The following is a 12508-nucleotide window of genomic DNA, read 5'->3' on the forward strand; positions in this document are numbered from 1 at the left end:
CGGTCGTAGGTCGTAGTGATCGGGCGCAAGGCGCTCCGCCATCGGCTCGATACTCTTGCGATCACCTGGTCCGATCAGGCCCGAAATATATACCGGGCACATCTGCCGCCGCTTCTTGTGACCAAGCTTCTCAACGAACGGCTTCAGCCAATCCGTCAGTGCAATATCCTGCTCCACCATCCACCGCACCCCTTTTGAGGTGCCAAAGATGGCCGATTATCGTTAACCGTCGGTTAATCTGCCAAAGTAGTGCTAGAAAAAATAAACAAAGCGCATTTTGTGATGCGTATATGCTACTATCGGTGGCGTAACTCTTATTAATCGTGAAGTGTAATGTTATTCTCAACCTAATCCTCACCAACATAGAAGGATTATTGCCATGTTGAGCGTGCCAGCAGATATTGTTTCACGTGTTGGGTATATCGGTGGACCGCCAAAGCATTCTGGCATAACATCAATATGGAGAAATTCCGCCCGACAAATAATAGTTGCGACGGCTATTTCTGTCATGGCAAGTGCGCCATTGTGGTCCCAGAGTATGGATCCCCCCAGGCAATACAGCAAAGAATCGATGCAGCAGGCGCTAGAAACCCGCCAACACTATGATGTCTATGGTTTGCGCTTCGACAGCGGCAAGTCAACGTTGCGGCCTGGCGGGGAACCGCTTCTCGATGACATAGCGACCACACTGAAGAATTTTCCTGACTGGGGCTTGAGAATTGTCGGCCATACCGATGCAAGCGGTAGCGCCGAGGGCAACAGAGACCTGTCCCTGCAGCGCGCCAGTGCGATCAAGGCGGCTTTGGTTGAGCGAGGGATCGACGCCAGCCGGTTGAGCGAGGCAGGCGTTGGGCAGGACCGGCCGATAGCAAGTAACGAAACCAGTGGAGGCAAGGCGCTCAATCGCCGCGTTGAGCTCGTGCGAATTACCGACTCGCCGGAAGCCAAGAAACTCCTCAAAGCCATGTCGGACTATTTGGCAGCACAGACGGCGCTCTCGTTCGCCTATGATGCCAATCTTCAGGTTGTCACGAACAGCGATCAAAAATTGGGACTGGCCAGTTCAGGCAATGTGACCCTCAGTCGACCCGACAAGGTGCGCACAACCCGCTCCGGAGGCTTTGTCGATACGGAGGCCTTATTCGACGGGAAAACGCTCACCCTCCTGGGAAAGGATGTGAACAAGTACACACAAATCGAGACGCCCGGTACGGTTGATCATCTGATCGACGAGTTGAAGGATAAGTTTGGATTGCCTCTTCCGGCGGCTGACCTGCTGATGAGCAATGCATATGACGAACTTATGAAGGGCGTCTACGATTCGAAAGACCTTGGAAGCGGCGTCATCAGTGGCACCGAGTGCGATTCCCTTGCCTTCCGGAAGGACGATGTGGACTTTCAGATTTGGGTCGCCCAGGGAGCGCAACCTTTCCCGTGCCGCTTGGTGATTTCATCCACACAGGTGAAAGGCGGACCGGAATACAGCGTCCAGATCAGTGACTGGAAGTCGGGCGATGGTGTCACGCTTGGTGATTTTACCTTTAAGAACGCAACAGGCGCTGAAAGGCTCGATGTAGACGACCTCAAGGGCAAGCTCGGCGACCTGCCGGAGAATTTTGTGGTGGGAGAAGGAAAATGATCGTTTATAAGCGCGCCGCAATCATGGCGCTCGTCTTAGCAGCCGTGCTCTGTATCGGTGATTTGGCACCGCAACAGTCATTTGTTTGGATTCCCAGTTTCGTCTCCCCTGCCGTTGCGAGGGTAGGACGACCGCTGACGCCGGTCAGCGTGGCAGGCGTTGCGCGCCGGACGACACGCCGCTGTGCTTCCGGTGCCTATAATTGCTAGGTAGTCGCTTGCAGCTGTGCTGATGGTGCGGTCACAATCCATTTGCCGCGCCACCGACTTGGACGACGGCTTCCTTTTGGAAATCGTCGTCCCCCCTTGGCGACCCCACGTTACCGTATCTGCTATTCCTTGCTGTCGTGATCGGTTTCGTTCAGTGCCTTCACAGTGACAGCTGCGACGAGGCCAGTTAGGATGATCCCAGAAAAACCGATCACCAATGCGAGCAGCCGCGCCGAAAAATGTTTGGGGGTAAAATCGCCGTAGCCGATGGTAAGCCCCGTCACGAAGGTGAAGTAAAGGGCTTCGTCGATCCGCCAATCCTCTATGCGCCAAATTGCGGCGCCACATCCGACCATGACCGTGACGACCCCGGACAGGATTGGCCAGACCACACCAAGCTGCTCCACGAGAGCGGTGAAGAATAGGCGCCTCATATGCTTTGAGCGTGTCCCTTTGCCTGATTCTGCTGGCACGACTTTCCACCTTTCTTCGGTTGGGTGTCAGGAGAGCCGGGAAAGGCGAGACCAAAACGTCTCGCCCGTGTCCGGCGCCGGCGCCTATGCCGGGCGTGGCGCACAGCCCGCGCTCGGTACTCAGTATTTGGTGTCTCCCAGGACGCGATGAAGTTCAGAAGCAGCCAAAGTAGCATCACCCCTATCAAAATGCTCGCAAAAATTTAGGGTTTTACATTGTTGCAAGTTCATTTGTTGGGCCCCCAAATACATCAGTTGCAGTGTATACCGGGGGACTATTCTCACTTTCGTCGCCGCTACAAAATAAGCACAGCGCAATTCGGATGTAATCGCGCCGATACGCATGCCCACGGAGAGCTGAACATGCTAGATCCTTTTTCGGGGCTTTCCATGCCACCCTCTACGATCTGGTACACAAAACGCGTAATAGTGCTACTCTGAGGTGGGTTGTTCGGTCGTGCCGTAGCACCGCGGCCGATTGCTGTTGGAGGAGACGTTCCCGCATGGCGAAGAAGCTGCCTGAAGGCCTTTCCATGGAAGATCCGGCCTGTCTTGCCGAGGTAACCTACCGGTTCGCGTTTGACGGTGCGCGCAAGCCATTGCCGTCCGATTCAGCCGCTGCCCGCTTGAGACTCGAAGCCGGAAACCGCGCCTTTGCCGAACTCCTCGCTCAGGTTTCCACATCGAAACCAGCAAGGCTGAGTATCGACATTGATCCGCGTGATGTCGGACTTCTTCCTGGCCGCAGCGCGACACCCAAGCAACAGCCGTTCGCAGCGATTGTCGGCTGCGCCGATGCCCGAGTTCCCGTCGAGTTGATCTTTTCCGAAGGCCCCAACGACCTGTTTGTTGTCAGAACTGCAGGCAATGGTTTGGGCGACGACGTGATGGGTAGTCTGAGCTATGCGGTTGACCATCTCGCGAGCCTGCGGACCATTGTCGTTCTCGGCCACAGTAAGTGTGGTGCCGTTTCGGCGGCGGTCGATGTTCATCTGGAACCCGCTAAATATATGGAGATCATGTCGCAGAAGGATTTGCGGCATATCGTGGACCGCACTCTGGTCGTCATCCAGCTTGGCGCGACCTGGCTGGAGCGGGTCCATGGGACGGAGGTCGTTCGACGGTCGGGGTATCGGACCACACTGATCGAGGTGGCGATCGCATTGAACGCCGCGCTTACCGCGCATGGCATGCGACCGGGCCTCAACCTGGCCGGCCGCAGTGACCTGGGGATCGTGTACGGCGTTTATCTTCTGGAGGAGCGGCTAGTGTGGTCGCCGCGGCGCGAAGGATCGAACTGGTTCGGCCTAGCGCCGGCGCCACGGGACGCGAATGAATTCGTCGCGATATGCGATCTCTTGGTATCCTCCCCTCGAATACGAGCATTGCTAGATACCCCTTGACGGAGGCTCCGGTGCATCCTTGGAGCCACCGACATGCCGATGACATTGCGGGGTCTCAATGGCGGGCCGACTCATGTCACGTTCGATCGCTGCGCGGGCAAAGAGCACCGGCCTGCCGCCGCGGCGACGCGAGGTATGATTATCGCTCAAAGCGGTGGATCTGCGTTGGTCGGGTATCCGAGGTGCCAACGGTTCACCAAATGGCTGTATTGCTCTTGAAACGGATGAAGTGGAACCTGTCCTTCACGTCCGGATCCCTATCCAGATGAGGGCCGAACCGCAGTGTAGAAACCGCTGTTTCATGACCAGGCATACGACGAAAGCACGGGCGTCATTCTGGCGGCGCTCTTTTGAAGCAGACGGGCATCACCCGGTTGAATCGAGCGGAGGGGACAGGACCAAATGCGCTGGAACAAGCTGTATGCGCTTAGGAGTTACTTGCGATCCTCGCTGTGGATCGTGCCTTTCTTTGCACTCATCCTTCAGCAGCTGTTCTTTCGCACCGCTCTTGCGCTCGAGGAGTGGACGCGGTGGGTGCCGCTTTGGCCACTCGGCACCGAGGGAACTCTCGCAGCAATGCAGGCCATCATCAGCCTGGCGCTTTCCTTCATCGTCTTCACGTTCGGCTCGCTGCTCGTCGCCATCCAGATCGCAAGCGGCCAGCTTACGCCCCGGATCATAGCGACCACGCTGCTGCGCGATAATGTTATCCGCTTCACGGTGGGGTTGTTCATCTTCACTCTGCTCTTTGCCATCGCCGCCATAAGTCGCGTGAACGCAGCCGCTCCGCCGTTCATCGTATGGCTTTCCGGGATTCTTGGGGTGCTGTCGCTGGCGGCCTTCCTTTATTTCATCGACTACTCCGCTCGTCTGCTGCGGCCGGTCAGCATAATCTATCGCGTCGCCGAGCAAGGCTTCGAGGTGCTCAACCTCGTCTATCCCGATCGCCTGGCGGTGGAGGTCCCCGCGCCGCGCCAACCAAGGCCGGCGCATGGCAATCCCGATCGCATCGTCGCGCATCCCGGCTCCTCAGCCATCATTCTCGCGATCGACGTGAAGGCCCTGACGGCGCGTGCGCAAAAGACGGACGGCATCATCGAGCTTGCTTCCCGCATCGGTGACTTTGTATCGCAGCGACAACCGTTGTTTCGCCTGTATGGTGGCGCCGCGGCAATTGCCGACAATGACCTTCGCGAGACGGTAGCCTTCGGGCGCGAGCGAACCATCGAGCAGGATCCCACCTTCGCCTTCAGGGTCATCGTCGACATCGCCACCAAGGCTCTCTCGAAGGCGATAAACGACCCGACGACCGCGGTCCTAGCAATCGATCAGTTGCACCGGCTGCTACGCAGTGTCGGGCGCCGCGAACTGGGGAATGAACATGTATGCGACGCCCAAGGTCGCCTGCGCGTCGTGTTGCCGGTACCAGACTGGGAGGACTTCGTGCAGCTCACATGCCGTGAAATCCGGATCTATGGAACGGAGAACCTTCAGATCGCACGAAGGCTTCGCGCCATGATAGACAACCTTGAAGAGACTTTGCCCGCATGCCGAAGGGCGGCACTGCGGCTGGAGCGGGATTTGCTCGACCGGACAATAGAAAAGGTCTATCTCCTGCCGGAAGATGCAGCGCTTGCACGCATCGCTGACACACAGGGGCTCGGCGGTTCGGCATAGTATTGCGCAGCATGAACAGCCCCCCCGATTGCATCATCTTTGCTGCCGGTGTCGGCAGGACGCGAATCGTGGTGCGATCCTGGCGACCCGCCGACGCGTCGGCGAAGCGCATCCATTGACACCTACGGATTCCCCCAGACGTCTGATGGCCCGGAGTACGCTCCTAGAAGTTTCGCTGAAGACGCAGGAACCCCTCCACCTGGTCGTCATCGTCGTCGTCGGAATCGTAATACTGCGTGCTCAGTTTTGCCGCGAAGTTCTCGGCGATCTGGTAGTCGATCGTGATGCCACCGGTCCAGGCATCGCCTCCCGTGAAGCCATCGCCATCGGCGTCCAGATCAATTGCATGGAAATACTGGACACCCGGCGTGAAGGTCCATTTGTCGGTCGCCTTCCAGACGTACTGCGCGCCCACCGTCCATTCCGAGTCTTCGTAGTAATAGTTCGCGCCGCTGGCGTAGACGCCATAAACGCCGAGCTGGCCGGGGCCGACGTCGGCATAGCCGATGCCACGAACAGCGAACTCCTGCGTATCGGTGTCATAACCGCCAAGAAGATATCCGCTGAACGACCCGGCCTTGCCGGAGATCTGCGCGGCTATGCCCAGATCATTTGGACCTTCGCCCGGCTTTGTCTCATATTCGTCATCAAGCTCGTCCAGCGAAATGCCGGCCGCGAAATTGTCGGTCTCATACTGGTAGCGAATCGAATTGTGTTTCGTCTCGTTGCTGGCCACGACATCGGTTTCGCCGCTCGGATCGTCATCCCACCAGCTATACTGCATGCCGGCACGGAAGCCGGCGAGGTCTATGAAGCCCTCGTCCAGGAAGACGGTGTTGTCGGTCGCGTTCTCGGCCTCGCCACGCAAGGTGAGCCAGCCCGTGAGCGTGCCCCATTCGGTCTCACTCTTGGAAATGAAGCTCACCTGGGCGCGCTGCCAGAGCGACCAGTCCGACGTTCCCGACTGGTCGCGGCCATAGCGGGCCTCGAAACGAAGATATCCGCCGATATGCAGGCAGGTTTCAGTGCCCGGTATATAGAAATACGTGGTGCCGTAGGCGTCGCACACGCGAATATATTCTGCTGGTTCCGGCTCGGCGGCGACGATCGCGTCAGCCGCCATGACGTCAGCCGATGCTGCGATCAAGATGGCCGTACCTACAAGCAAGTGTCTGAGTTTCATGAAGTATTTCCCCTACGTCGCAGTCCCGTAACTACTAGCGTTGCACTTGTAAGCAGGAAAGCGCAAGTCGTTGTCGCAACCGGCGGCGTAGATTGCGCCGCGTTGTGATCTAAATGAAACAGTGAATTGCAGTTGCGTACTTGCCGAAACGCGGCCCCCTCGATGCGCCACTTTCTATGCGGGCAGAAAGTCGTCAGCCATCGCGCCGTTGAAACAGATCCGCTAGACTGCTTGCATCCCGAAAAACCATGACGGGCGATTTTCGCAGCCTTCTTCGCCTGCAGTCGAGAACCTGCGGTGACTAGAAGCATCTCCTTGAGTGCCTCGAAGGCTGCACACAGAAAATCAGAATGCGAGGTGGTTGCGGAAGAGACGCCGCGAGAAGTCAGGCTTCCTCAGCAAGCGAAGGGCGATATTCAATAGACTATAGACTAGCGGAACTGCAAAGTAGTTGACGCCAGCCGTGCCCGGTTGCCTGTTCGGTCCCGGCTGGCGTCCCTGCTGCGAGTTTTGCTCGACGCTCGCAGTTAAGGCTATTCAACCAATGCTTTGTGCGGCTTTGTGCGGCAAGCTCGCTTGAACTTTCAACAGCTATCGAGAGGAGCGCACGGCCATCGTCATCAACTTCCCTTCTCAAGCCAAGAGAGCGCTTGATCCGTTTCCTCGAGGGCGAAAACGCGGATTTCGGGGTGAACGAAATAGCCGGCGAAGCCCGGAAATATCTTCAGAAAGCCGCTGTCGGTCGCGACCGCAATCCGCTCTATTGATCCATGGTGATTGGCGACGAATCTCAGGTGGGCCGTAATTGCTTCAACGTTTTCCCAACCAGGGAAGGACTTCGTCTTGATCATCAGACCAGTCACCTTGCCTGTCGAAGCCATGAGGCGATCAAACTCTTTTGCGATCAGCTCGAAGTCGGTCCGCTCGAGTGGACCTTGCGGTGCAATAATAAGGATACTTTTGTCGCTTATTGTCTCAACGGTAATCATCGCCCTTCCCCATGTCCCCAACACTCGTCAGCTCGATCAATTCGGAAAGACAGGTCTTGCCTAGGGTGCGCGTAGAAACTCTCTTACAACGTCAGCCTCTATCTCGGCACATACCGTTTCATACTCCTCGATCAAAACGCGATCGCGCCAATCTAGGCTGTGGCGAAATCTTTCGAGTGCGGAACATGCCGCATCGTACGCTTCGAAGATTTCATCGAAGGACGAACCATCCTTGACGTTGTGAAGTTGCGTTCGCACAGCCGGAAGCCTTAGCATCAGCCTGGTTCGCCCACGCCGCGCCGCTTCCTGGTTTTCTGGGTCGGTACGATGGCGCCCCATCAAGCGCTCCCCCAATCTACCGCGATGATGCAAGGGAGTCGGGCGAGTGGGAAGTATGTTACGGTAGCCACTATAGTGCGGTATAACCACTGACGGGTCAGACTCGTCGCAAGCCGGCACAGGAGGCTTCGGAAGCTCTGCACCCTGTCGGGATTCCACGATTGTTTACGCTCTCGTCTACCGTTGGGTACTTCCGCGTGGCAGTATTTCGTGCGTTCCATAGTATGAACGCCGTGGAAGACGACCTGGAGGTCTCCTCCAATACAGGGGCCAGATCGGATGGGGGCCGGGAAGCCCTTAATAGCGAATTGCTTTAGGGCGCTCCGCTTTTCGGTACGGACGCGGCCACCTCTAGCTGTCTCGAGGCAAACTTCGGCGGTACCGCCAGATTGCGTAAATGGTTGCGCACCTGGACGCCCTTGCTTGCACAGCGCTTTGATTGAGTTCAGCAACGAGCTTGGCTCTTAGACATACTCCTACCCGGCTGAAGTGGACCGATAAGTTGTCCGACGGGCCAAATGGCTATCCGAAAGCACGGGGCTGACGATCAGCCAGAAGCCCGCCGCGCGGCACCTAACGGGGTTGCTTTGTGTCGCGAGCTCTATTTGCCTAATATTTGATGTCTCTGCCCGTCTGACGCCCCGTTTGCTTAGTATCCCGCTTGTCCTGTCGGCACGCCGCATTGCTTTTGTCGTTTGCGGAGCGGCATGCCTGCTTTGTGTCTCGCGCGCCCTGGCGGCTGTCCTGGCGAACATCACGCGCAGCCTTGCGCTGTTGTCCTTGCTCTGTTGCCCAGGACATAGCTGGTGCGCCTGCCAAGAATATCGCAGCCACCAAAGCGCTGAATAGGGGCTTGTATCCGAACATTGTCTGTCCTCCGGTTGAAAAGGCCACAATCGTGGTGTCGATGACCTTGGTGGCGGCTCAAATACCGCCACCGTCACAGCTTCGGATTACGACTTGGAAACCGCTTCTATAGCGTCAGCTAGCGTAGAGCTGGTGTTGCTCTTGCAATAGGCTGCCACCTTCTCTGCATTGGCATGGGCCTTATCGCTGTCAATCATGGCGTTTCCAGCTTTGCCATGGACATATCCATTCACCCACATCGCCACGCCAATAGTCTTGGCTGCTGGCATGGCACCGACTTCCTTGCAGGTAATCTTTGACATGTCCACATCTGCTGCCAACGCCTGACCAGCCAAGCCAAAGCCTGCGACTGCTAGTGTGATTGAAACAAGGCGTATCATTGTCGTCCTCCCAAACAGCCTCGCCCGTTGTCGGAGCGAGTGCTCGTGTGTGGTGGTATGTTTGGAAACCGCACCATGCCACGATCATGATCGACCTCGGCAAAGATAGATTTAGAAACAACTAATAATAGCATGGTACGGGTGGGATAGGCATATTTTTATAGAGCTTACGCGAGGATACAGGTCACTCGCCGACAAAAGCGGCGTTTCTTCGTCCCCAGATAAAGCGGTTGTCCCGGCACGGTTCTCGAGCCATGCAGAGATCCTTCACTCGTCATCCAACCCAGTCCACGATTCGGACTCGCGGATTGGACCGTTCTCATTGACGTGCCACTTCTGTCTGATTTCCATCCAATTCCACGCTTGTAGAAGGCGCCAGTCGTTCCTATTTCAAGTGGGACGATGCGCCCTTCGTCTATCGGTCAGGACGACAGATTCTCATTCTGTAAAGAGGGGTTCAATTCCCCTAGGGCGTGCCAGCCACTCGCTTTCTCTGTAATCTGTACCTCACGAGGAAGGTATGCGCGGGTCCTGCACCAAATAGAACTCGGCAACAGGCGTGACGTCGGTGACAAAGAAGTCAAACTCCGTTCGATCAAGGGGATCAGCGTGACCGCCTTCGAAGCGTAGGCGATCGAAATTCTCGAAGCGGTTTTCGAAGCGGGAAAACCGGTTGGACGAAATGAAGTCCGGATTGGGGTTAATCTGACCAAATGACAGACCGTCATTGAAGTCGCTGGGTTTGCCACGAACCTCCTGAAGTTCGAATTCGAACCCGATCCAGGCCAGGCCACTCTTATTCATGGCGACAACGCGCAGGTGGAAGGCACGCTCGGGCAACGTGTTGCGTTGACTTGGCTTCGCGGCCCTGATCACCAGAGTGACGGGTGCGGCGACGTCGAGTTCCTCGTTGATTTCGAAAGGATCGGATCTTGTACCCGAGCCTGTCACCGACAGGATGCGAAAACCTCCAAGCTCGTCGGAGAAGGTATAGTCCCCGGTATACCATCGCCCGTCGTCAGCCGGTCCGGCACTGATGAGTGACAGGGACAGCAACGCAGCCAGAATTCGCAAATGACCCCTCATCATGTCACACAGGCTTTCCGCTCCATTCGTTGCCTTGGCCTCCTACAATTTGAAAGCCGTTCGGAGGGATAGACTAGGCGCAACATTGCACGGATGTCACGGGGCTACCGTATCTGCGGCACTCACCCGCCCTCCTCGCCGGCCTTAGTCGCGATACTGCGGTTCCTCGGCGTCGAGCGTACGCTTGATTGCCTCCAGATGGAGCCGGGCAGATTCCGGATCGCCCTCTCGCATCTGCCGATAAGCGGCTTCCGCGATAGCCGGATCGACCGGAAGCACATGCCGGCCGGTCGACAGCGCCAGCGTCTGCACTTGGCAGGCGCGCTCCAGGAAGTAGAGGTCGTCCCATGCCTCGGCGATATTGGGCGCAAGCACCATGACGCCGTGATGCTTCATGAAGACCACGTCGGCATCGCCGATGGCGGCGGCGATTCGGTCACCTTCGCGTTCGTCCAGCGCCAGGCCATTGTAATTCCTGTCGAAGGCAGTGCGCCCGTAAAACTTGAGCGCCGTCTGCCCGGCAAAGATGAGCGGGTCGCCTTCCGTCATCGACAGCGCGGTCGCATACGGCATGTGGGTGTGAAACGCCACCTTTGCACGCGGCACCCGCTTGTGGATGCGGGCATGGATATAGAAAGCCGTCGCTTCCGGCTGCCCGTCGCCCGACACCACATTGCCATGGAAGTCACAGATCAAAAGCTTCGAGGCGCTCAATTCGCGGAACGCGTGCCCGTAAGGATTGACGATGAACAGGTCGTCGTAGCCGGGGACGACCGCCGAAAAGTGATTGCAGATGCCCTCCTCCAACCCGAATCTGGCCGCCATTCTGAAGCAGGCGGTAAGATCGACCCGTGCCTGCCATACGATTTCGCTGTCAAGATCAGGCTGGTTCGCACCGGGAGTATTGTTGCCGGGAATTGTCTGGGCGATGGACGGGATGTTGAGAGGGTGGGCCATGTTTCTTCCAATGGGATCGTTGAGATTCAGGTCGGCGGCAGGCGACGCCGGACGATTGCGGCATGGTAGCGGGCTCCGTGCAGAAGGCCAGCATCGTTGAAATCAAAGTTCGGATTGTGCAGCGGTGCGGACGCTTCGCCATTGCCTGTGAAGACGAAACAACCCGGTACGTGCTCGAGAAAGCGGGCAAAGTCTTCCGACGCGGTCATCGGCTCGCGAGCTGTCTTCACGCTCCCCGCGGGCAGTACCGACAGCGCTGCGGCAAATGCCTCGTCGACCAGTGCGGCATCGTTCAACAGCGGCACGAATTCCCGTGTGTATGCCACCTCCGCTGCAACATTGTAGGCAAGGGCCGTTCCCGCCGCGATCGTGTGCATCTGTCTCTCGATGTCGGCGCTCACTTCCGGCCGGAAACTTCTCGCGTCGCCAAGAACGCGCGCAAGCCCCGGCAGCGCGTTTCGGGTGCCATCGGTGACGAGTTCCGTCACCGAGACGACGGCAATATCGGCGGCGCTCAGCCGGCGCGAAACGATCGTCTGCAGGTTGGTGACCAGCGCGCAGGCCGCGACCAGCACTTCGTTGCCCGCATGCGGACGGGCGGCGTGCCCGCCGACACCAGTGAGCACGATCTCGAAATTGTCTTCCGCAGACATGACAGGCCCAGCACGGGTTTCGAGATGGCCGATCGGCAAACCCGGCATGTTGTGCAGGCCATAGATCTCCTCGAACGGAAAGCGCTCCATCAAGCCGTCGTTCAGCATCGCAAGTGCACCCTTGCCCCATTCCTCGGCGGGCTGGAACAGGAACCGGACGGTCCCGTCGAAGCCACCCTGCTCTGCCAGAACCTTTGCCGCGCCCAGCAGCATCGCCGTGTGCCCGTCGTGGCCGCAGGCATGCATCGTGCCGGGCCTCTGCGAACGATAAGCCTGTTGTCCCTGTTCGGTGATACGCAGTGCATCCATGTCGGCACGCAGGGCGATGGAGCGATTGCCCGAACCCCGCGAGAGGGTTCCAACGACGCCGGTGCCGCCGATTCCTTCGACCACCTGCAGCCCGAATTCCCGCAGCTTGGCTGCAACGAAGGCCGAGGTGCGCCTCTCCTCGAAGCCGAATTCGGGATGAGCATGGAGATCGTGACGCCAAGCCGTCATCTCTGCGTGCAGGGCTTGCAAATCGGTCATCTGGGTTCCTTCGGGCTCGCGAGGTCAGTTCGCTGACAACATCAAGCAGAATGTTTGCGCTTGCGACAAGATCGGCCCCGGCAGTAAGCCACCGTGGATTGTGGCTGATGCCGCCGACGCTCGGA

The 12508-nt window shown here is 57.8% G+C and carries 12 protein-coding genes and 1 tRNA gene; 5 read left to right on the forward strand and 8 right to left on the reverse strand.

Going from position 1 to position 12508, the window contains the following annotated elements:
* The coding region (locus tag AC1D2R_RS22445; protein WP_477970625.1) for a transposase at window positions 1-180 on the reverse strand (180 nt) is incomplete at its 3' end.
* Between the two features lie 328 nt (window positions 181-508).
* Between AC1D2R_RS22445 and AC1D2R_RS22450 the strand changes: the two genes are divergently transcribed.
* A complete protein-coding gene (locus tag AC1D2R_RS22450; RefSeq protein ID WP_477970914.1) occupies window positions 509-1639 on the forward strand; it encodes a DUF2092 domain-containing protein in 1131 nt (376 codons plus the stop codon).
* Window positions 1636-1848 (forward strand): hypothetical protein, encoded by a 213-nt coding sequence (locus AC1D2R_RS22455; RefSeq protein WP_477970627.1) that lies wholly within the window; start codon window positions 1636-1638, stop codon window positions 1846-1848. The genes AC1D2R_RS22450 and AC1D2R_RS22455 overlap by 4 nt, the downstream gene beginning before the upstream one ends.
* A 122-nt stretch (window positions 1849-1970) precedes the next feature.
* On the opposite strand, the gene AC1D2R_RS22460 is transcribed toward AC1D2R_RS22455, so the two are convergent.
* Window positions 1971-2282, reverse strand: a complete 312-nt coding sequence (locus AC1D2R_RS22460) for a potassium channel family protein (protein WP_477970629.1) — start codon at window positions 2280-2282, stop codon at window positions 1971-1973.
* A 542-nt stretch (window positions 2283-2824) separates the two neighbouring features.
* Between AC1D2R_RS22460 and AC1D2R_RS22465 the strand changes: the two genes are divergently transcribed.
* Together AC1D2R_RS22465 and AC1D2R_RS22470 are read left to right on the forward strand one after the other, a co-directional pair.
* Window positions 2825-3724 carry a carbonic anhydrase gene (locus AC1D2R_RS22465; RefSeq protein ID WP_477970631.1) on the forward strand — a complete coding sequence of 300 codons (900 nt, stop codon included), beginning with the start codon at window positions 2825-2827 and terminating at the stop codon, window positions 3722-3724.
* Window positions 3725-4126: 402 nt separating this feature from the next.
* Window positions 4127-5401 carry a DUF2254 domain-containing protein gene (locus AC1D2R_RS22470; protein ID WP_477970633.1) on the forward strand — a complete coding sequence of 425 codons (1275 nt, stop codon included), beginning with the start codon at window positions 4127-4129 and terminating at the stop codon, window positions 5399-5401.
* A gap of 163 nt (window positions 5402-5564) precedes the next feature.
* Here the strand turns inward: AC1D2R_RS22470 and AC1D2R_RS22475 are convergent, their stop codons facing one another.
* The 3 genes from AC1D2R_RS22475 to AC1D2R_RS22485 form a co-directional block, all read right to left on the reverse strand.
* Window positions 5565-6584: a porin gene (locus AC1D2R_RS22475; RefSeq protein ID WP_477970635.1), complete on the reverse strand. Its 1020-nt coding sequence runs from the start codon at window positions 6582-6584 to the stop codon at window positions 5565-5567.
* A gap of 620 nt (window positions 6585-7204) precedes the next feature.
* Window positions 7205-7573: a SpoIIAA family protein gene (locus AC1D2R_RS22480; RefSeq protein ID WP_477970637.1), complete on the reverse strand. Its 369-nt coding sequence runs from the start codon at window positions 7571-7573 to the stop codon at window positions 7205-7207.
* 1292 nt (window positions 7574-8865) lie between these two features.
* Window positions 8866-9159 carry an HdeA/HdeB family chaperone gene (locus AC1D2R_RS22485; protein WP_477970639.1) on the reverse strand — a complete coding sequence of 98 codons (294 nt, stop codon included), beginning with the start codon at window positions 9157-9159 and terminating at the stop codon, window positions 8866-8868.
* Window positions 9160-9563: 404 nt separating this feature from the next.
* Here AC1D2R_RS22485 and AC1D2R_RS22490 point away from each other — a divergent pair.
* Window positions 9564-9638: transfer RNA gene (locus AC1D2R_RS22490), tRNA-Glu, on the forward strand.
* A 28-nt stretch (window positions 9639-9666) separates the two neighbouring features.
* Here AC1D2R_RS22490 and AC1D2R_RS22495 read toward each other — a convergent pair.
* From AC1D2R_RS22495 to AC1D2R_RS22505, 3 genes are all read right to left on the reverse strand, one after another.
* Window positions 9667-10248, reverse strand: coding sequence for a hypothetical protein (locus tag AC1D2R_RS22495; RefSeq protein ID WP_477970641.1), 582 nt, complete (start codon window positions 10246-10248; stop codon window positions 9667-9669).
* A gap of 141 nt (window positions 10249-10389) precedes the next feature.
* Window positions 10390-11202: an aldolase gene (locus AC1D2R_RS22500; protein ID WP_477970643.1), complete on the reverse strand. Its 813-nt coding sequence runs from the start codon at window positions 11200-11202 to the stop codon at window positions 10390-10392.
* A gap of 26 nt (window positions 11203-11228) precedes the next feature.
* Window positions 11229-12383 carry a M20 aminoacylase family protein gene (locus tag AC1D2R_RS22505; RefSeq protein ID WP_477970645.1) on the reverse strand — a complete coding sequence of 385 codons (1155 nt, stop codon included), beginning with the start codon at window positions 12381-12383 and terminating at the stop codon, window positions 11229-11231.
* Window positions 12384-12508 lie beyond the last annotated feature (125 nt).

The organism is Rhizobium sp. P1_C7, from assembly GCF_056406295.1.

What these genes read in the sequence shown, in the direction of transcription:
- AC1D2R_RS22485 (WP_477970639.1), bottom strand. Translation starts at nt 9,159, where the DNA reads ATGATACGCCTTGTTTCAATCACACTAGCAGTCGCAGGCTTTGGCTTG.
- AC1D2R_RS22465 (WP_477970631.1), top strand. Translation starts at nt 2,825, where the DNA reads ATGGCGAAGAAGCTGCCTGAAGGCCTTTCCATGGAAGATCCGGCCTGT.
- AC1D2R_RS22455 (WP_477970627.1), top strand. Translation starts at nt 1,636, where the DNA reads ATGATCGTTTATAAGCGCGCCGCAATCATGGCGCTCGTCTTAGCAGCC.
- AC1D2R_RS22460 (WP_477970629.1), bottom strand. Translation starts at nt 2,282, where the DNA reads ATGAGGCGCCTATTCTTCACCGCTCTCGTGGAGCAGCTTGGTGTGGTC.
- AC1D2R_RS22475 (WP_477970635.1), bottom strand. Translation starts at nt 6,584, where the DNA reads ATGAAACTCAGACACTTGCTTGTAGGTACGGCCATCTTGATCGCAGCA.
- AC1D2R_RS22505 (WP_477970645.1), bottom strand. Translation starts at nt 12,383, where the DNA reads ATGACCGATTTGCAAGCCCTGCACGCAGAGATGACGGCTTGGCGTCAC.
- AC1D2R_RS22470 (WP_477970633.1), top strand. Translation starts at nt 4,127, where the DNA reads ATGCGCTGGAACAAGCTGTATGCGCTTAGGAGTTACTTGCGATCCTCG.
- AC1D2R_RS22495 (WP_477970641.1), bottom strand. Translation starts at nt 10,248, where the DNA reads ATGATGAGGGGTCATTTGCGAATTCTGGCTGCGTTGCTGTCCCTGTCA.
- AC1D2R_RS22480 (WP_477970637.1), bottom strand. Translation starts at nt 7,573, where the DNA reads ATGATTACCGTTGAGACAATAAGCGACAAAAGTATCCTTATTATTGCA.
- AC1D2R_RS22450 (WP_477970914.1), top strand. Translation starts at nt 509, where the DNA reads ATGGCAAGTGCGCCATTGTGGTCCCAGAGTATGGATCCCCCCAGGCAA.
- AC1D2R_RS22500 (WP_477970643.1), bottom strand. Translation starts at nt 11,202, where the DNA reads ATGGCCCACCCTCTCAACATCCCGTCCATCGCCCAGACAATTCCCGGC.